The 19,642-nt window shown below is 61.8% G+C and carries 16 protein-coding genes; 12 read left to right on the top strand and 4 right to left on the bottom strand.

Annotated elements, in window-relative coordinates; genetic code table 11:
* The first annotated feature begins 15 nt into the window (after positions 1 to 15).
* From nirB to NKJ12_RS10335, 4 genes are all read left to right on the top strand, one after another.
* Entirely contained in the window at positions 16 to 2,466 is a 2,451-nt protein-coding gene (gene nirB, locus NKJ12_RS10350; RefSeq protein ID WP_352702506.1) for a nitrite reductase large subunit NirB, read from the top strand.
* Between the two features lie 66 nt (positions 2,467 to 2,532).
* A complete protein-coding gene (gene nirD, locus NKJ12_RS10345; protein ID WP_352702504.1) occupies positions 2,533 to 2,862 on the top strand; it encodes a nitrite reductase small subunit NirD in 330 nt (109 codons plus the stop codon).
* A 3-nt stretch (positions 2,863 to 2,865) separates the two neighbouring features.
* Positions 2,866 to 5,727: a nitrate reductase gene (locus NKJ12_RS10340; RefSeq protein WP_352702502.1), complete on the top strand. Its 2,862-nt coding sequence runs from the start codon at positions 2,866 to 2,868 to the stop codon at positions 5,725 to 5,727.
* 110 nt (positions 5,728 to 5,837) lie between these two features.
* Positions 5,838 to 6,323, top strand: a complete 486-nt coding sequence (locus NKJ12_RS10335; RefSeq protein WP_352702500.1) for a hypothetical protein — start codon at positions 5,838 to 5,840, stop codon at positions 6,321 to 6,323.
* 27 nt (positions 6,324 to 6,350) lie between these two features.
* Here the strand turns inward: NKJ12_RS10335 and NKJ12_RS10330 are convergent, their stop codons facing one another.
* Positions 6,351 to 7,382: a hydroxyacid dehydrogenase gene (locus NKJ12_RS10330; RefSeq protein WP_352702498.1), complete on the bottom strand. Its 1,032-nt coding sequence runs from the start codon at positions 7,380 to 7,382 to the stop codon at positions 6,351 to 6,353.
* Positions 7,383 to 7,559: 177 nt separating this feature from the next.
* Between NKJ12_RS10330 and NKJ12_RS10325 the strand changes: the two genes are divergently transcribed.
* Both NKJ12_RS10325 and NKJ12_RS10320 read left to right on the top strand, forming a co-directional pair.
* Positions 7,560 to 8,996, top strand: coding sequence for an aldehyde dehydrogenase family protein (locus NKJ12_RS10325; RefSeq protein ID WP_352702555.1), 1,437 nt, complete (start codon positions 7,560 to 7,562; stop codon positions 8,994 to 8,996).
* A 38-nt stretch (positions 8,997 to 9,034) separates the two neighbouring features.
* Positions 9,035 to 9,616: a DUF1349 domain-containing protein gene (locus tag NKJ12_RS10320; RefSeq protein WP_352506985.1), complete on the top strand. Its 582-nt coding sequence runs from the start codon at positions 9,035 to 9,037 to the stop codon at positions 9,614 to 9,616.
* A gap of 40 nt (positions 9,617 to 9,656) precedes the next feature.
* On the opposite strand, the gene NKJ12_RS10315 is transcribed toward NKJ12_RS10320, so the two are convergent.
* Positions 9,657 to 10,409, bottom strand: coding sequence for an SDR family NAD(P)-dependent oxidoreductase (locus NKJ12_RS10315; RefSeq protein ID WP_352506984.1), 753 nt, complete (start codon positions 10,407 to 10,409; stop codon positions 9,657 to 9,659).
* A gap of 329 nt (positions 10,410 to 10,738) precedes the next feature.
* Between NKJ12_RS10315 and NKJ12_RS10310 the strand changes: the two genes are divergently transcribed.
* A complete protein-coding gene (locus tag NKJ12_RS10310; protein WP_352506983.1) occupies positions 10,739 to 12,010 on the top strand; it encodes an O-antigen ligase family protein in 1,272 nt (423 codons plus the stop codon).
* A 77-nt stretch (positions 12,011 to 12,087) separates the two neighbouring features.
* Here the strand turns inward: NKJ12_RS10310 and NKJ12_RS10305 are convergent, their stop codons facing one another.
* Both NKJ12_RS10305 and NKJ12_RS10300 read right to left on the bottom strand, forming a co-directional pair.
* Positions 12,088 to 13,335 (bottom strand): polysaccharide biosynthesis/export family protein, encoded by a 1,248-nt coding sequence (locus NKJ12_RS10305; protein ID WP_254816387.1) that lies wholly within the window; start codon positions 13,333 to 13,335, stop codon positions 12,088 to 12,090.
* Between the two features lie 171 nt (positions 13,336 to 13,506).
* Entirely contained in the window at positions 13,507 to 14,184 is a 678-nt protein-coding gene (locus NKJ12_RS10300; protein ID WP_352479827.1) for a sugar transferase, read from the bottom strand.
* A gap of 559 nt (positions 14,185 to 14,743) precedes the next feature.
* Here NKJ12_RS10300 and NKJ12_RS10295 point away from each other — a divergent pair.
* The 5 genes from NKJ12_RS10295 to NKJ12_RS10275 all read left to right on the top strand — a co-directional run bounded on the left by NKJ12_RS10295 (position 14,744) and on the right by NKJ12_RS10275 (position 19,627).
* Positions 14,744 to 15,064, top strand: a complete 321-nt coding sequence (locus tag NKJ12_RS10295; protein ID WP_352506982.1) for an exopolysaccharide production repressor protein — start codon at positions 14,744 to 14,746, stop codon at positions 15,062 to 15,064.
* Positions 15,065 to 15,518: 454 nt separating this feature from the next.
* Positions 15,519 to 16,541, top strand: a complete 1,023-nt coding sequence (locus tag NKJ12_RS10290; RefSeq protein ID WP_352702495.1) for a glycosyltransferase family 2 protein — start codon at positions 15,519 to 15,521, stop codon at positions 16,539 to 16,541.
* A gap of 269 nt (positions 16,542 to 16,810) precedes the next feature.
* Positions 16,811 to 17,212: a hypothetical protein gene (locus NKJ12_RS10285; protein WP_352702493.1), complete on the top strand. Its 402-nt coding sequence runs from the start codon at positions 16,811 to 16,813 to the stop codon at positions 17,210 to 17,212.
* Between the two features lie 131 nt (positions 17,213 to 17,343).
* Positions 17,344 to 18,210 (top strand): endo-1,3-1,4-beta-glycanase ExoK, encoded by an 867-nt coding sequence (gene exoK, locus NKJ12_RS10280; protein ID WP_352702491.1) that lies wholly within the window; start codon positions 17,344 to 17,346, stop codon positions 18,208 to 18,210.
* Positions 18,211 to 18,295: 85 nt separating this feature from the next.
* The gene (locus NKJ12_RS10275) at positions 18,296 to 19,627 is read left to right on the top strand and encodes a UDP-glucose dehydrogenase family protein (protein ID WP_254816094.1); all 1,332 of its coding nucleotides are present in this window, start codon (positions 18,296 to 18,298) and stop codon (positions 19,625 to 19,627) included.
* The last annotated feature ends 15 nt before the right edge of the window (positions 19,628 to 19,642 follow it).

Raw genomic sequence — 19,642 nt, 5'->3', positions numbered from 1 at the left:
GGAGTGGATCAGGACATGACCGAAAAACTTGTCATCATCGGCAACGGCATGGCCCCCGGGCGCATGCTGGAGCATCTCCTGGAAAAGGCGCCTGGGCGCTACCAGGTCACCATCTTCAACGCCGAGCCGCGCGTGAACTACGACCGCATCATGCTGTCGCCGGTTCTGTCGGGCGAAAAGGCCTATGAGGAGATCATCATCCATGGCGACGGCTGGTACATCAAGCACGGCATCACCCTCTACAAGGGCCACAAGATCGTCGCCATCGACCGGCAGGCAAAGACCGTCACCTCCGATCATGGCGTGACCGAACCTTATGACAAACTCGTCATCGCCACCGGCTCGGTGCCGTTTATCATTCCGGTGCCCGGCCATGACCTGCCGGGCGTGCTCACCTATCGCGATCTGGACGACGTCCGGGCCATGATGCTTGCCGCCCAGTCGCGGGCCAAGGCTGTCGTCATTGGGGGCGGCCTGCTCGGGCTCGAGGCGGCAGCGGGCTTGAACTCGCAAGGCATGGACGTCACCGTGCTGCACGTCATGCCGACGCTGATGGAGCGTCAGCTCGATCCGGCCGCAGGCTATCTCCTGCAGCGTGCCGTCGAGCAGCGCGGCATCAAGGTCATCACCAAGGCCAACACGCAGGCGATCACCGGCAACGGCAAGGTCGAGCGGGTGGAGCTTGCCGACGGCACCGTCATTCCCGCAACGCTCGTCGTCATGGCGGTGGGTATCAGGCCGAACGCGGTGCTGGCGAAGGAAGCCGGCATTGCCGTCAATCGCGGCATCGTCGTCGACGCCGGCATGCGCAGCAACGACCCGGACATCTACGCAATCGGCGAATGCGCCGAGGTCAACGGCCAGGTCTACGGGCTGGTCGCGCCTCTCTATGAGATGGCGCGCGTCGCCGCCAGCCAGCTGGCTGGTAACGAGACGGCGGCTTTCGTCCATATGGACACGCCGACCAAGCTCAAGGTCACCGGCATCGACCTGTTCTCGCTCGGCGACTTCGCCGAGGGCGAGGACCGCCAGGAGATCGTGCTGCGCGATGCCGCCGCCGGCGTCTACAAACGCCTGGTGCTGAAGGACGACCGCATCATCGGCACCGTGCTTTATGGCGAGACGGCGGACGGCGCCTGGTTCAACGACCTCAAGAAGAAGCAGACCGACATATCCGAGATGCGCGACACGCTCATCTTCGGCCAGTCCTACCAGGGAGGCGCCCCCCTGGACCCTATGGCGGCCGTTGCAGCCTTGCCGGATGATGCGGAAATCTGCGGCTGCAACGGCGTATGCAAGGGAAAGATCACCGGCGCGATCACGGCCAAGGGCTTGACCTCCCTCGACGATGTGCGCGCCCACACCAAGGCGTCGGCGTCCTGCGGTTCCTGCACCGGGCTGGTCGAAAAGCTCATGGTGCTGACCATCGGCGACAAATACAACCCCGCGGCGGTCCAGCCGATGTGCAGCTGTACCTCGCTTGGCCATGACGAGGTCCGCCGGCTGATCAAAGCCAAGGGCCTGAAGACCATTCCCGCCGTCATGCAGGAGCTGGAGTGGAAGACCTCTTGCGGCTGCGCCAAATGCCGGCCGGCGCTCAACTATTATCTCGTCTGCGACTGGCCCGACGAATACGCCGACGATTACCAGTCGCGCTTCATCAACGAGCGCGTCCACGCCAACATCCAGAAGGACGGCACCTATTCGGTAGTGCCGCGCATGTGGGGCGGCGTCACCAACGCCGCCGAATTGCGCGCCATCGCCGATGTCGTCGACAAGTTCGACATTCCGATGGTCAAGGTCACCGGCGGCCAGCGCATTGACATGCTCGGCATCCGCAAGGAAGACCTGCCGGCAGTGTGGGCCGATCTCGGTCAGGCCGGCTTCGTCTCCGGCCACGCCTATGCCAAGGGACTGCGCACGGTGAAGACCTGCGTCGGCTCGGACTGGTGCCGCTTCGGCACGCAGGATTCGACCGGCTTGGGCATCCGTATCGAAAAATTCATGTGGGGCTCTTGGACACCGGCCAAGGTCAAGATGGCGGTGTCGGGCTGTCCCCGAAACTGTGCCGAGGCGACCTGCAAGGATGTCGGCGTGATCTGCGTCGACAGCGGCTATGAGATCCATTTCGCCGGCGCCGCCGGCCTCGACATCAAGGGCACCGAAGTGCTTGGCCTGGTCAAGACCGAGGACGAGGCGCTGGAGCATATCGTGGCGCTGACGCAGATGTATCGCGAGCAGGGCCGCTATCTCGAGCGTATCTACAAATGGGCCAAGCGCGTCGGCATCGCCGAGATCAAGCGTCAGATCATGGACGATGGCGAGAAGCGCAAGGCCTACTTCGACCGCTTCGTCTTTTCGCAGAAATTCGCCCAGGTCGACCCGTGGTCGGAACGTGCTTCCGGCAAGGACAAGCATGAATTCCGGCCGATGGCTTCGGTCGGTTTTGCGCAGGCGGCGGAGTAGGCGCGTGTCCCCGAAAAGCGGAATGCGGTTTTCGGACAAGAATACGCGCAAAAGAGGAATGGCCACATGAATTGGGTATCGATCGGCTCCCTGTCTGACATTCCGCGTCGCGGTGCGCGCTGCGTGGCAACGCCCGAAGGCAAGATCGCCGTCTTTCGTACGGTTGACGATCAGGTCTTTGCCATCGATGACCATTGCCCGCACAAAGGTGGGCCGCTCAGCCAGGGCATCGTCCATGGCACGGCGGTGACCTGTCCCTTGCACAATTGGGTGATCTCGCTGGAGACAGGCAAGGCGCTTGGCGCCGATGAGGGCGCGGTGCGCACCATCGCGGTGCGGATCGACGGCGAGCGGCTGTTCATTGCGCTGGAAGCGCTGGCCAGCCGCGCGGCGTGAACCATGCAGATTGATGAAGCGCGCGAGGTGAGGACCACCTGCCCCTATTGCGGGGTGGGCTGCGGCGTGCTGGCGAAGGTCGCCGCGGACGGTGAAATAACCGTTCGTGGCGACCCGGACCACCCGGCGAATTTCGGCCGGCTCTGCTCCAAAGGCTCAGCGCTGGCCGAGACCACCGATCTCGAAGGCAGGCTGCTTCATCCGGAGATTCACGGTCGCCGCACCGGCTGGGACGAAGCGCTCGACCTTGTCGCTTCGACCTTCTCGCAAACCATTGCCGAACACGGCCCCAACGCGGTCGCCCTCTACGTCTCCGGCCAGTTGCTGACCGAAGACTATTATGTCGCCAACAAGCTGATGAAAGGCTTCATCGGCTCGGCCAATATCGACACCAATTCGCGCCTGTGCATGGCATCGTCCGTCGCCGGCCACCGCCGCGCCTTTGGCTCGGACACCGTTCCGGGAAATTACGAGGATCTGGAACTTGCCGACCTGATCGTGCTGGTCGGCTCCAATCTCGCCTGGTGCCATCCGGTGCTCTACCAGCGCATCGCCGCGGCCCGGGAAAAGCGGCCCGAGATGAAGGTGGTGCTGATCGACCCACGCCGCACCATGACGTCAGACATCGCCGACATGCATCTGGCGATCGCGCCCGATGGCGACGTCGCTTTGTTCACCGGTCTGCTCGCCTATCTCGGCCAGCACAACGCGTTGGACCGCACCTATATCACGGCACACACGACCGGCTTCGGGCAAGCGCTTTTCGCCGCCTCGGAGCTCGACCTGGCCGGCATCGCTGCGGCCACCGGCCTTGGCGAGGATGAACTGGGCCGCTTCTACAGTCTGTTTGCCGCGACGGCGAAGACGGTGACCGTCTACAGCCAGGGCGTGAACCAGTCGTCTTCGGGCACCGACAAGGTAAACGCCATCATCAACTGCCATCTAGCCACCGGCCGCATCGGCAAGCCCGGCGCCGGGCCATTCTCGGTGACCGGCCAGCCCAACGCCATGGGCGGCCGTGAGGTCGGCGGCATGGCCAACATGCTGGCCGCCCACATGGAGATCGAAAACCCCGAGCACCGCAACCGCGTGCAGCGCTTCTGGAACGCGCCGGCCGTCACCGAAAAACCCGGCCTGAAAGCGGTCGAGATGTTCGAGGCGGTGGCCGACGGACGCATCAAGGCGCTGTGGATCATGGCGACCAATCCAGTCGATTCGATGCCGGATGCCGATGCCGTCGAAGCGGCGATCAAGGCCTGCCCGTTTGTCGTGGTGTCGGACGTGCTGGGCGAGACCGACACGGTCCGCCACGCCCATGTCCGGCTGCCGGCGGCGGCATGGGGCGAGAAGGACGGCACCGTCACCAATTCGGAACGCCGCATCTCGCGCCAGCGCGCCTTTTTGGCCACGCCCGGCGAGGCAAGAGCCGACTGGTGGATCATCGCTGAAGTCGCCAAGCGGATGGGCTTTGGCGAGGCCTTTTTGCATCTGTCGCCGGCCGACATCTTCGCCGAGCATGCCGCGTTGTCGGGCTTCGAGAATGACGGCGACCGCGATTTCGACGTCGGCGCGTATGGCGATATCGGTGCCGAGATCTACGAGGAGTTGGCGCCATTCCAATGGCCAGCGCCGAGCCAAGCCACCCCCCTCTGGCCTGCCGGCCATCTCCCCCGCAAGGGGAGAGATCGGCTATCATCACGGCCTTCGCTAATCTCCAATGCCGCAAGGGGAGAGCCGGCGCCAAAGCTGCCAATCTCCCCCCTTGCGGGGGAGATGGCCGGCAGGCCAGAGGGGGGTGCTCAGGCTGAAAGTGAAAAAGACTTGGGGGTTCAGGCAAGACGAGCCTCACTTACCGCCCGCTTCTTCGCCAACGGCAATTTCTACACGCCCGACCGCAAGGCGCGCTTTATTGCCATCCGCCCAGCCGCACAAACCCGCACCAACCCGGACTACCCGCTGGTACTTAACACCGGGCGAGTTCGCGACCATTGGCACACCATGACGCGGACCGGCAAGAGTCCGCGCTTGTCGCAGCACATGGCCGAACCGTTCGTCGAAATCCACCCGGCGGATGCACAGCACTATGGTATCGGCGATGCCGAGATCGTCCGCGTCTCGACTGCCCATGGCGAGGTGCTGGTCCGTGCCCTGGTGACGGTGCGTCAACGCCAGGGCTCTGTATTCGTACCGATGCACTGGACCGATCAGTTCTCCGCCCGCGCGCGCGTCGATGCGTTGGTCGCGCCGACGACCGATGCGATTTCAGGCCAACCGGCCTCGAAGAATGTTGCCGCCCGCATCGAGCGGTTCGCCGCCACAGCCTTCGGCTTCGCCGTGCTTGCCGAACGGCCCGCATCGATCGACGCCGATTACTGGAGCCTCGCCCGCAGCCCCGCCGGCTGGCGGCTTGAAATTGCGCTGCAGGACAGCCGCGACTGGACCGGGTTGGCCGCCGCGCTGTTAGGCATGGAAGGCGAGACGCTCGCCTATCACGACATCGCCGGCGGGCACCATCGCTTCGCCCGTTTCGCAGGCAATCGGCTGGTCGGCGCGCTCTATCTTGCGCCTACGCCGGTAGCGGTGTCGCGCGGCTGGGCGGTCGAACAACTTGGTGCTGACCATGCCGATCGGCAGGCGCGACTGGCGATTGTCGCCGGGCGCCCGGGCGGCAACGGCGTCGACCGCGGTGCCATCGTCTGCGCCTGTTTCGGGGTCGGTGCCAACCAGATCGCGGAAGCGGTACGCGGCGGCTGTACCAGCGTCGCGGCAATCGGCGCCGCCCTTCACGCCGGCACCAATTGCGGCTCTTGCCGCGCCGAGATCAAGATCATTATCGACGGGCGGCGTCTGCAAGCTGCGGAGTGATGCGCCGAGGAACTCTGCCGCGCCGCTGCATGCTGCATGATGCTTACTAGCAATTTACAAACCATGGGCTACCAACGTTCTGACTTCGATTCGCTCGGAACGGGAGCCTCATGAGCAAAGCCCTGACCTCATTCGCGCTTGCCGCCGTGCTGACGGCCTTGCTGATGGCGCTCAGCCTGACGGTGGCCAGGCATGGCTATCCCTATGGCGCGATCGGCGCCAAGCGCCTGAGCGACGTTGCCGATGCGGGGACGTTCATTCCGCTCGCGGCAGTCTATTTTTTCAGCGCACTGCTGATGATGGTTCTGCCGATCAGGCTCGCCGGCGTCGTCCTGACACATGCCGCCGATGCGATCTTCTGGACGGTCATCGTGTTGTTTGCGGTCATCGTTGGATGTCTCGCCGCGAGGTTTGCTTTCGGTCAGCGCGATGTGCTCCCGGCACTGCTGAACTGGCGGTTCCTGTTTGTCGCAGCCGTCGTCGGATGCCATCTCTTCATCAACGAGCTGCGCCGCAACATCCTGTTGCGAAGCCTGTTCTTCGTCGTCTTCGCCGCAGCGACACTGGCCTGCCTGTTTTGGTCCTTCACCGTCTGAGCATGTGCGACGCGTCGGGCCGACGGCCTAATTCTTGTCGACCGGCTTCGAACGCATGCGCGAAACGGTCTCACGCTCGGCCCGCTTCGAACGCATCGGCGGCAGGCCGCGGTCGACCAGGTCCATGTCTTCCAGCACCATGTCGCCCATCCGCTTGAAAGCGATGTCGAGCGCACCGGCCCGGTGGGCGGAGCGCAGGAACCCCGGCAATGTGCGGACCGGGTGATCCTGGGCAAGCGGCTCCTCAGGAAAAACATCGCTGGCGGCGACGATATGGCCGCTGCGGACGGCGTCCATCAGTGCCGGGAAATCGACCACGCCGGCTCGGCTGAGCAGGATGAAAGCGGCTCCCTTGCGCATCCTGGCAAACGCCTCGGCGCCGAGGAAGCCCTGGTTTTCGCTAGTCACCGAAGCGACGACGAAGACGAAATTGCTGTTCGACAGAACGTCGTCGAGAGAGGCCGGCTCGACGCCGTTTTCGGTCAGGATCGACGGCGGCAGCCACGGGTCGAAGACTTTTGTCCGCGTGCGAAAGCCCGACAGCAGCCGGTTGAGCGCACGGCCAAGATCGCCGAAGCCGATGATGCCGACGTCCGCGCCGGAAAGAAGCCGCGCCGTCCGGTTGCCGTCGCCGCCCCAACGCTCCTTGCCCTGTCGAAAGGCGAGGTCGGCGTCGACGATGTCACGGGCGAGGTTGAGCGCCATGGCAAGGCCGAGTTCGGCCACCGGTTCTGCAAACACCAGCCCGGTGGTGACGACATGGATGCCGCGCGAAAACAGCGTCTCGTAGGGCATGTTGTTGATGAGGTTGCTCTCGACATTGAAGATGCAGCGCAGCGCCTTCATTTTTTCCAGCGTCTCCGGCGCGATAGGTGGCTGGCCGACGATGTAGCGCGCCTCGCCAAGGATATCGGCCTGCAGCGCCGCCACCGCTTCGGGCGATGTTTCGACGATGCGGTATTTCGATCGAAAGTTCGCCAGCGCAGCCGGCGTGAAGATCAGGTCGAGCGTGCGCGGTTCGGGTGCGCTGATCACCAGGGGCAAGGCGCTGTCGGACATGATACTTCACCTCCCGTGCGATCCGCGTCGCACCACACTAGAATCGTCTTTTCCCGCCCCCGACACCTATCACATGCCTGTCGAGAAGGAGAAGTTTGCCTTCTTCGGCCTTGCGGTGCGGCGGTCGGTGGTCCAGATAGACGGCGATCGAAGGACGACAAGGAAGACAGCGACATGATCCCGTTTCGAAAGAACCTCATCGATGGCGAGTGGGTAGGCAATGCCGGCTCCCGTAACATCAACCCGTCCAATCTCGACGACGTGGTCGGCGAATATGCATCGGGGGGCGCGGAGCACGCTCGGCAGGCCATCGCGGCGGCGAAAGCGGCATTTCCGGCATGGTCTCGATCGGGCCTGCTGGCCCGCCATGCGGTGCTGAGGAAGACGTCCGACGAGATCACCGCGCGGAAAGATGAAATCGGCCGGGCCTTGGCGCGCGAAGAAGGCAAGACGCTGGTCGAGGGCATCGGCGAGACCGTGCGGGCCGCCCAGATATTCGATTTTTTCGCCGGCGAGGCGTTGCGCCTGTCGGGCGAGCTGGTGCCGAGCGTGCGGCCCGGCGTCGGCGTCGAGATCACCCGCGAAGCGGTCGGCGTCGTCGGCATCATCACGCCGTGGAATTTCCCGATCGCCATTCCGGCTTGGAAAATCGCTCCGGCGCTGGCCTACGGCAACACCATCGTCTTCAAGCCGGCGGAACTCGTTCCGGAGAGCGCCTGGACTATTGTCGACATCCTGCACCGCGCCGGGCTGCCAAAGGGCGTGCTCAACCTGGTGATGGGCAAAGGTTCGGTGGTCGGCCAGGCCATGCTCGACAGTCCTGACCTCAACGCGATCACCTTCACCGGATCGGTCGGCACCGGCAAACGCGTCGCCGCCGCCAGTGTCGAGCACATGCGCAAGTTCCAGCTCGAAATGGGCGGCAAGAACCCGCTTGTAGTGCTCGACGATGCCGACCTTGCCGTCGCCGTCGACTGCGCTATCAACGGTGCCTACTTCTCGACCGGCCAGCGCTGCACGGCGTCGTCCCGGCTGGTGGTGACGGACGGCATCCACGACCGCTTCGTCGAGGCGCTCAAGGACCGCATGGCCAAGCTAGTCGTCGGCGACGCTCTCGACGCCAAGACCCAGATCGGGCCGGTTGTCGACCAGAGCCAGCTCAAACAGGACGAAGACTATATCGCCATCGGCCGTCAGGAAGGTGCGGACCTTGCCTTCGGTGGCCAGCGGCTCGATCGTGAAACCCGCGGCTTCTATTTGCAGCCGGCGCTGTTCACCGAAACCACCAACGCCATGCGCATCTCGCGCGAGGAGATTTTCGGACCGGTCGCCAACGTCATCCGCGTCAAGGATTATGACGAGGCGCTGGCGGTGGCCAACGACACGCCGTTCGGGCTGACGTCCGGTATCTGCACCTCGAGCCTCAAGCATGCCACGCACTTCAAGCGCAATTCGGAAGCCGGCATGGTCATGGTCAACCTGCCGACGGCCGGCGTCGACTTCCACGTGCCTTTCGGCGGACGCAAGGGATCGAGCTACGGCCCGCGCGAGCAGGGCCGCTATGCCGCAGAGTTCTACACCACGGTGAAGACCGCTTACACGTTTGCCGGCTAAGAAAAGGCGGCAGACCAGCCAGGCAGGCGAGCAAATCGATGACATCTGAGAATACGGCCCTGACCTGGCTCAATCCGCCGCCGCACCACGCCTTCGGCAACAATACGGTGCATGTACGGACCGGCAAGGAGACCGACTTCTGGCGCGAGACATTCTACGGCTTCTGGCGCGACAATGGCCATTTCCTCTATCGTGAGGTCGAGGGCGATTTCAGCGCCGAAGTCACGGTCAAGGGGCACTATGAGGTGCTTTACGATCAGGCCGGGCTTATGGTCCGCCTGAGCGAGACGCACTGGATAAAGGCCGGCATCGAATACACCGACGGGCTGACGTATTTTTCCGTCGTCGTCACCAACGATGCCTCCGACTGGTCGCTGGCCAGCATTCCAGCCGACCCCGACGGGGTCAGGATCCGCCTGACCCGCCATGCCGAGACGATCCGCGTCCAGTATCTGGACGCGTCCGACAAGCACTGGAAACCGGTGCGGCTTGCCTATTTCCCGCCGTCGAAAACGGTCGATGTCGGCATGATGTGCTGTTCGCCGCAGCGCGAGGGTTTCGAAGTGACATTCAGCGATTTTTCGATCGGCCCGCCGATCTCGCGGGAGCTTCACGACTGAGGCGCCGCGATGCCGTCGGGCGGTTTGCGTCGGGCCGGCCTCAGTAGGTCGCCCGGCCGCCGGAGACGTCGAAGACGGCAGCCGTCGTGAACGAGCATTCCTCGGAGGCGATCCAGCAAATCAGCGCCGCCACCTCCCCGACCTCGCCGAAGCGCGCCATCGGTATTTTGGACAGCATGAAGTCGATGTGCTGCTGGCTCATCTGCTGGAAGATCGCGGTGCGCACAGCCGCCGGCGTGACGCAGTTCACCGTCACCTTGGTCTTGGCCAGTTCCTTGCCGAGCGATTTGGTCATCCCGATCACCGCCGCCTTGGAGGTGCTGTAGGCCGAGGCGTTCGGGTTACCTTCCTTGCCGGCAATCGAGGCGATGTTGACGATCCTGCCGTAATTGCGTTCGAGCATATGCGGGACCAGCGCCTTGTTGCAGAAGAAGACGCCGTTGATATTGATGTCGATGACCCGGCGCCAATCCTCTACGGAATACTCCCAGGTCGTCATGTTAGGCCCGGTGATGGCAGCACTGGTGACAAGGATGTCGACCGCGCCCAGCGCTTCGATAGTCTCTCCTGCGGCGGCTTCGATCGCTATGGGGTCGGCGACGTCGAGGGTGACGCTGTGCAGGCCTGTAACAATGGCCTTGGCCTGTTCGATCTGAGCGGCATCGCGATCCCAGACCGAAACACGTCCGCCTTCGTCAGTGATCCTTTGCGCGACGGCCAAGCCGATGCCTGAGGCGCCGCCGGTGATAACAGCGGATCGTCCGGCAAATCGTCCCGCGAAACTCATCGGCATGTCGTCTTCCTCCCAATCGGCGGCGAATGTGAAGTCAACGGCGGACAAGTTCAAGCACGGACTCGCAGCCTCAGAACAGCTTGTGATGGGCCAGCACCGGGCAATTGGACGGCACTGCCTCCTGGCCAAATCGTCCCGTCCGGTATTGCGAGAACTGCAGGAACGACGCGCCCAGTTGGCATTCGGGTGACAGGCGGCGCCGGATGCGTTATATTGCACTGCACAATGCGAGCACCTGCAGGCGAGGCTCCCATCGATCCGATGAATCGGCCCATGAAATAGGGCCATGAATCGGCATTGAGCTGCAAGGACGGAAAACCGATACCGAGATGAAGATTCCAAAATCTCTGTTGATCGATCCGGACAAGAACACGGTCTATGGCAGCTTTGCCGTTGCCGTCTCGATCTGGGCGTTCTCCTACTCGACCATTTTCGGCCAGGCCATGATCCTGGCCTACTATGCAGTCTGGCTGCCGCTCATCCTGGTCGACTACCGCAAGATATTAAGGCACGCTTCCAGCGCCTGGCTTCCGCTGGCCTTTGCAACCTATGTCTGCTTCTCGGTGTTCTGGTCGGCAGCTCCCGGCACCACGGCAAGGACGGCCGTCCAATATTGTTCCCATATCGCCTGCGCCTACATTGCCGCACGCACCGTCAGCGTCCGGACCTTGACCATAGGCGCCCTGATCGGGATTTTCATCGTCCTGCTCTACTCGCTCAAGGTCGCGAGTTATTCCTACGACGTTCTCGATGGGACGTACAATTTCGTCGGCGCGTTCAGCTCCAAGAACCAGATCGGCTTTGTCGCATCGCTTGGCATTTATTTCTGCGTTGTCTACCTCGCCTTTCTCAGGCGGGGCCGGACAAGCTTTTTGTTGATCGTACCGATTGTCCTTCTATCAGGCTATCTACTGGTCGTGTCGCATTCGGCCACTTCGATGGCATCGACCCCGGCGGTTCTCGCTCTGGTCGCCCTGCTTTCCATCGGCAAGGTGCTTTCGCTCCGCCATCGCCGGGTGATTTTCATGATCGGTGCGGGCGGGCTGGTCGCCTGCACCGTGATTGCGCTGAATCTCGGGCTGATGGACTTTGTCCTTGGCCTTTTCGGCAAGGATTCGACGCTCACCGGACGAACCTACCTCTGGCAGCAGGGCTGGAATGCCGCGCAGCAATCGCCCATGCTCGGCGTCGGCTACGCCGCCTATTGGGTGCAGGGCTTCTCCGAGGCCGAGCGGCTGTGGAACGAATTCTACATCGCCGCGCGAAGCGGCTTCCACTTCCACAACACCTACATCGAGACCTTGGTGGAACTCGGCTTCGTCGGCGCGACACTGCTTTCGCTGATTATCCTGCGCACGCTCTGGGGTCACGTCTCGGCGCTGATATTCAGGACATGGCAAGCCGACTCCGTGATTCTTGCCGGCGTCATGGTGCTTCTGTTCATCCGATCCTTCGTCGAGGTCGAGACCCTCAATCCCTACATCATGGGATCGTTCCTGCTGTACTATAGCTACTTCAAGCTGGTGAGGGTGCCGGCCGTCGCTGCTTCCCGGTGGAACGCCGTGAATCATCTGGAGGAACCGGACGCCGTGCGAGGTTAGAGCGGGCGGATCCCAAACAGCAAAAACCCCGCAGACCGCTGCCCACGGGGTTGGTGCTTCGCTCCGGTGGAAAGAAGCTACTGGATGGCCAGGGGCGCCGGTTTGACCTTGATCACGTCCCCTGGCAGCACCGGCGTGTCTTCATCGGCGGTGATTTCGCTGGTCTTGCCGTCGACCACCCGCACCAGGGAAAAAGACAAGGCCGCTGGTTCGTTGTTGCCATAGAATTGCGGCATAGGGCTGCCCGACAAGGCTTCGGACATCAGGGCCTTTTCCATGTTCAGCTTCAGCGTCACCTCGTTGAGATCGGCTTCCGTCTGTTGCCGGTCGGTCGCGAGGCTGGAGTTCTGAGTGTTCTCGAGATCGATGGCGTCCTGGGTGGCCTTGCTGATCGACTGCTTGGCCGTGAGAATCGCCGTTTCGTAATCCAGGATCTGGCCCTCAAGGTCGGCGATGGTTTGCTGCGAGTTCAAAACCCGCGTGTTGACGACCAGGCCCTTTTGCGCCAGCGAGCCGATGCCGTTGAGCTGCTCCTTCGCCAGATCAACCTGCTTCTGCTGGTTGACGATCTTTTTCTGCAGCGAATCGATCTCGCTCTGCAGCAGCGCCTTCAAATCGTCGAGCGCCTGCAAGCGCAGCTTGAGTTTCTTCTGGTCGGCTGCCAGGATCGCCGTCTCATCGGCAACGATGCTGGGCAGCTTCGGATCGTCGGCCACCTCTTTCGGCACCGCGAATGTCGGCTTGTCCGCCAGTTCCGCTTCGATGCGGGCGCGCTTGACGGTCAGCCTGACCAATTGGTCTTGTAGTACGTCGAAATTGCCCTTGGCATTGATCAGGTCGCGATCGTAGCGCTGTCCGCTCTCCGGGGTCCGCCGGGCTCCGCCGGCAATGCTCATCGCTTTCAGCACGGTCAACCCAGGCACACAAGGATACTGGCCAGGCGCTTGCACCTCGCCGGAGATGTAGAATGGCCGGTACTGCGCCATTTCGACGGAAGCCTCCGGCCTGTCGGCCAGAGCGAGCTTGCGCTGCAGCGCCTCGCCGAGCGATGCGGCGATCTCCGAAGTCGTCTTGCCGGATGCGGGCATCTCGCCGACGAAGGGAACCGACAAGGTTCCAGCGGGCCCGACCGTGTATTCTCCATTGATGGCCGACCAGTCGCGGAACGTGCCTTCGACGGTCTGCCATTCCGCCACGCGGATGGTCAGCTTGTCCTGTGCTCCAAGCCGATAGTCGTCGGCGAAGGCAAACTGTGGCAGGGCTAGCGACAGCGTCAGGCCGGTCGCCACTGTAAGGCAAGTCGTCAAAAGTCGTACTCGCCGCATGCGTCTGGAGAGAATGCCGGTGCAAAAAATATCGATTATATCTGCTTTCAACTGAGCGTTTCCGATCTGGTTTGCCCCGCCCGATGAACTGCCGATGCCTGAGTTAGGGGCCTGAGTTTCGGGCCCGAATTCTGGACAGCTGCTCCTCGATGTACGGCCAGCAAGCGGCCGTCAGTAGCAGCCTCGCGACATCCAGACCGCAGGTACGGTCTTGATGATGATGCGAATGTCTTCGAACATCGACCAGTTCTCGACATAGTGCCTGTCGAACGCGACGCGGCTGTCGTAGGAAACGTCGTTGCGTCCGCTGACCTGCCATAGCCCGGTCAGGCCGGGGCGCGATTTCAGGTAATAGACGGCCGAATTGCCATAAATCTCCAGCTCGTCGCGCACCACGGGACGAGGCCCGACCAGGCTCATATCCCCCTGCAGGATGTTGATGATCTGCGGCAACTCATCGAGGCTGAGCTTCCTCAGCACCGCTCCGACGCGGGTGATCCGCGGGTCGTTCTTCAGCTTGCGGGTCGCGATCCATTCGGCGCTGGCCTCCGGATTCGCGGCGAGATAGGCAGCAAGCACCCGCTCGCCGTCTGGAACCATGGTGCGGAACTTGAGGCACGGAAAAATCCGTCCTCCGCGGCCGATCCGGCTATGACCATAGAAAATCGGCCCGCCATCGGAAAACTTGACAAGCAGCGCTATCATCACGAACAGCGGGCTGAGAGCGACCAGGCCGATCAGCGAACCGGCAATATCGAAGCTGCGTTTGAGCAGGCCGCCGATCGGTGGCGGAAAATCGACACCGGCCTGCGAAAAATCCGCATCGGCCGGCTTGGCTACGTCCCTCATGCGTAAACTCCATACGTTGAACGGATGGTTTACCGCACGATACCAAAAAAATGCTGCAGCGCAACACACAATTTCCCAGACGGCTGTAATAGTCGCGTCATGAACTGACTAAATAATAAACTCGTCCTGCACAAAATTTCGCCTTTATGTCGCAAAAGAGACGGATTGTGGGCAATTTTGGAAAAGCTAGTCCAATTTTGAGGCTGATTTTAGGCGAATCGCTCATTATACCCTGTTGTGGAGCTTTGTCGTCATTTAGAATTTCGAAATAACGACTGATGTTGTGATAAAATACTAGTCGATATCATAAATCTTACTGGAGCGAGTCGATATCCGGCAATCAGTGGTGATGCCGACGTGTGCATTGCACCATGGCAGAGTCGATCCCGAGGATTCGTTTAAAATTTATTCCGCAGCTGCCCTTGCCGGCTATTGCGCGGCTCAATAGAGTTGCAAATTGTTTCTGTCGGACTAATGGACAGATTGGGCTAGGCCGGAAGCAACCGGCCAGAAGCGGGCAACCTAAATAAGCTCGCAGAGTTTAAGGGAGGTGCTCGGGGTGGGCTTGTCGACATTTTTTCCCGAGCCGGTGGATGGGCTATCGGGTATGTCACTGCCAAAGTTCATTATCGGAATGTGTTTTGCGCTGGCGATCGTGATCGTCTGGTCCTATTTGGGCGGCGCCTCGCTCGGTACGACGCTGTTTCGCGTCATCGGCTGTGCCATAGTCATCCAAATGGGTTATTTTCTACTGGTCTTTGCCATGGTCGCCAGAAATGCCCCGACCCCGGCCGACAAAATTCGCGACGCTGAACGAAAGCTGAGTTCGAACGAGGCGGCCGAAGGCGAGAAATTCAGCGCAAGGAGAGGCCTTCACTGATTTCGGGCCTGGCCGGGTCTGCGATGTCCATGTGACCTATGGTTAAGCTCGCCGGTCCTCTGACGAATTGCTCGCCTCGACAACACCGGCAGTCGGCATTCCTGTTCTTTCGTTTCCTTGACACTGCGGGCCTCGACGCGCTCGCTCCGCCCCGCCGCAGTCCGGTCGGCCAGGACCAGCAACTGGTTTTCCGCCAGTCGAGCGCTCTGATGGAGCGTGTAGGAACGGCTCTGCCAAGCGGCGCATTTCTGGAGCCATCCCGATTGAGGCTCGCCGCCTGCCCAGCCGGGCCATGACACCCAGCAAAATGAAAAACTGGACGGCGCCGATGATTTTGGCGATGCTTGCTTCGCACTTGCAGCATAGGCGTTTGGGCCGATGCATTTCAGGTTGGGCGGTGGGTCATTGAGCTGTCGGGCGAGGAAATCCGCAACGACTTCTGCAATCGAGAGGCATGTCCATGACATCATTCCAGGTCTGCGTGATCATCGCCGCCCGCAATGCGGCGCGGACAATCCCGGCTGCCATTGCATCGGCATTACGCGAACCTGAGGTTGCGGAAGTTGTCGTCGTCGATGACGCGTCCACCGACGATACGGCGAAAGTCGCCCACGCAGCCGGCGACGGCACGGGCCGCCTGTCCGTCATCCGCTTCGACGTCAATCGCGGCCCCTCCTTTGCACGCAACGCCGCGATAGCCGGTTCCAGGTCGCCGTTCATCAGCATTCTGGACGCTGATGATTTCTTTTTCGAAGGCAGGTTTCACAGACTGTTCGCCAGCACCGATTGGGATTTCGCCGCAGACAACATCATGCTTGTCAGGGATGACGCGGCAACCGACGTTTCGAAAATCGTTGCTCCACCGTTCTCGCCCGAGCCGGAATTCCTCGATTTCGAGGGCTTCGTCGATGGCAATATCTCCAGGCGCCGCGTGCAACGAGGGGAACTGGGCTTCCTCAAGCCAGTGATCAGCCGCGCCTTCCTCGATCGGCATGGGCTGCGCTACGACGAGAAGCTGCGCCTGGGTGAAGACTATGAACTCTATGCGCGCGCGGTTGCCCATGGCGCGCGCTTCAAGGTCATCAAATCCTGTGGCTACGGCGCGATCGTGCGCGCCGATTCGCTGAGCGGACTGCACAAGACCCAGGACCTGAAGCATCTGGCCGATGCCGACCTGGCACTGCTTGCGATCGACAGTTTGCCGGAGGCATCGAAGGCTGCGCTGAGAAGGCACGAGCGGCACATCCGCGACAAATACCGGCTGCGGAAGTTTTTAGACGTGAAGGCTGAGCGCGGGTTGGCACCGGCCGCGGCCTACGCCTTGGCCGGCTCGTCCAACCTCACAGCCGTCGTCCGCGGCGTTGCCTCCGACAAGCTGGATGCGCTGTTTCGCCGCGCTGGCCTCGCCGCGAAGCGTCAGCATGTGCCGCCGCTGCGCTTCCTCATGGCCGGAACCAGCACGGCCAGCGATAGCTAGGCCCGTCAACGTGCGATGGCAGTAGCCACTCCGTTACCCTTAGGTCGGCTCGCACCATTTCAACGAGATTCATGAGTTTACGATCTAGGTGGTTGCCTATGGGCGCCGGGAATGGCAATCTATGTTGCGGTGCAGCAATTGTGGACGGCCAACGGAACTGGCCCGAGACATACCCTGTCGGAGGAGCTGGACGATGCAAGAAATGTCTTTTGAATGTGGACGGGCTCTAAGGCCGTTCACCAGCTCGACGATGACGGGGCGCTGACTACATGGCCTCGATCTTTCGCTTCCGATCGAGAGATCCGGCGCGCGACACGCAGACCGACACCTCGCGCCTCGATCGCTTGGCAAAGCTGCTGGACCAGGTCGCGGCCGAAATCGAGGCGGAGAAGAGCGGACTTGAGAACCGCTACAGGACAACGGCCACCAATGCCGCCTTTCTGGTCGAGGCGATGGAGAACGGTTCGGTCTCCTCGCGCAGGTCTTCCGAAGTCGGCGAACTGACCAGGTCGATTCTGAATTGCGAGCGGCGCATCGCAGCGCTGTCGCGCCAGATGCAGATGATGAAGGATCTCCGTCATTCACTGGATGAAATCTTCGAGCCGAAGCGGCAGAACGGTCCCGACATGAGGACTGATTTTGTGAAGCCCGCCGATTCCGGCACAGGCTGAGCGAACACCCGGGTCGGCGCAATGGTTTAGGCACAACACGGAGCTTGGGAGCGACAGAGGTCAAGATCAGGTTGTTTCGTCACGGTTCGAACGATCGCTTTGGGGGCGCATAGCACAAGGTGAGTTTTGATATGAATGCAGATCTTAAAAGCACGTCCGCCCCGGCACCCCGCGGCACCCCGTTCACGCGCCCGATCCCAGGCAAGCTGCGGCCGCTCCGTTCAGACGGCGCGTTTCTGCTGATCGTTCTCGTCAGTCTGGTTGCGGGCCTGGTGCCCGTCCGTGCCCAGGATCTGCCAACCGCGCCGTCTTTTGTCGATGATTTCACCAGCCTCAGTCGCGCGCGCTGGTACATTTCCGACGGCTGGACGAACGGCAAGCATCAGAACTGCACCTGGTCCAAAAGCCTGATCGGGCTTTCCGACGGCATGCTGACGCTCGGTTTCGAGAAGCGCAAGCTGAAGGATCGCGAATTCGCCTGCGCCGAGATCCAGACCAAGCAGCGCTTCGGCTACGGCACCTACGAGGCGCGGATGAAGACCGACACGGGCTCCGGCGTCAACGCGGCATTCTTCAGCTTCGTCGGCGATGCCGACAAGCAGCCGCATGATGAAATCGACTTCGAGGTGCTGACCAAGGACACGTCCAAGGTTCAGGTCAACGCCTACATAGCCGGCAAAGGCAAGAACGAGAAACTGGTCGACGTCGCCGGCGGCACCGACAAGGCCTTCAACGACTACGCCTTCGTCTGGGAAAAGGACCGGCTGCGCTGGTACGTCAACGGCAAGCTTGTCCATGAGATCACCGATCCGGCGAAGCTGCCCACCCATTCGCAAAGGATCTATTTCAGCCTGTGGGGCAGCGATACGATGAAGGGCTGGATGGGGCCGTTCTCGGATCCGGGCCGCAAGCTCACCATGCAGGTGGATCGCGTTGCATTCACCGCACTCGGCCAGCCCTGCCAATTCCCGGAATCGCTGGCATGCAACACAAACTAGAAGCGCATCTGAACCGGCCGGGCCGAAGGTGGTCGGAAAACCGAAGCTTGAACAGGCCCGAAGCCTTGAACAGGAATGAAACCGAATGAATTTGACTGTCTTTGGAATCGGCTATGTCGGTCTTGTACAGGCGGCGGTGCTTGCCGAAGTCGGCCACCAGGTGGTCTGTGTCGACATCGATGCAAAAAAGGTCGAACGGCTCAACCAAGGCCATGTCCCGATCTTCGAGCCCGGTCTCGAAAATATGGTCAAGGAGAACCATGCCGCCGGCCGCATCAAGTTCACCACCGACGCCGCCGCGGCGATCAAGCATGGCCAGATCCAGATGATCGCCGTCGGCACGCCGCCGGGCGAGGATGGTTCGGCAGACCTCAAATATGTGCTGGCCGTCGCCGAGGCCATCGGTCGTGAGATGGACGCGCCCAAGATCGTCGTCGGCAAGTCGACCGTGCCGGTCGGCACCTGCGAAAGAATAAAGGCCAGGATCGCCGAGACGCTGAAGGCGCGCGGGCGCGAGGATCTGGTTTTCGACGTCGCCTCCAATCCGGAATTCCTCAAGGAAGGGTCCGCTGTGAGCGACTGCATGAAGCCCGACCGCATCATCGTCGGCACCAGCAACGAGGACACCGAGGCGGTGATGCGCGAGCTCTACGCGCCGTTCAACCGCAACCACGAAAAGATGATCGTGATGGACGTGCGCAGTGCCGAGTTCACCAAATACGCGGCCAATTGCATGCTGGCGACCAAGATAAGCTTCATGAATGAAATGGCCAACCTGGCCGAGCAACTGGGCGCCGACATCGAGGAGGTCCGCAAGGGCATCGGCAGCGACCCGCGGATCGGCTACCACTTCATCTATCCGGGCCTCGGCTATGGCGGCTCGTGCTTCCCGAAGGATGTGCGTGCCCTGATCAAGACCGCCGAGGCCGTCAAGTTCGACGCCAAGCTGCTGCGTGCCGTCGAGGAGCGCAACAACCAGCAGAAGTCGGTCCTGTTCGAGAAGGTGCACCGCTATTTCAAGGGCAATCTCAAAGGCAAAACCTTTGCGCTGTGGGGCCTCGCCTTCAAACCCAATACCGACGACATGCGCGAGGCCCCGGCCCGCACGCTGATGGAAGCGCTCTGGGCCGCCGGTGCCAATGTCCAGGCCTATGATCCGGAGGCGATGCAGGAATGCCAGGCGATCTACGGGCTGCGCGACGACCTGCAACTGTGCGGCACCAAGGAGGCCGCGCTGCGAGGCGCCGACGCGCTCTTGATCGTGACCGAGTGGAAGAGTTTCAGCGCGCCGTCCTTCGATGCATTGAAGAACGCGCTGACCAGGCCCGTCATCTTCGACGGACGCAATCTCTACGACCCCAAGGTCATCGCCCGCCACGGCATCGAATACCACAGCATCGGCAGAATGGCGGCGTGACGCTAGGGCGGTCCA

It is taken from the genome of Mesorhizobium sp. M0195, from assembly GCF_040322115.1.
Lineage (GTDB): Bacteria > Pseudomonadota > Alphaproteobacteria > Rhizobiales > Rhizobiaceae > Mesorhizobium.
This window is presented reverse-complemented; position numbering and strand designations above follow the sequence as displayed.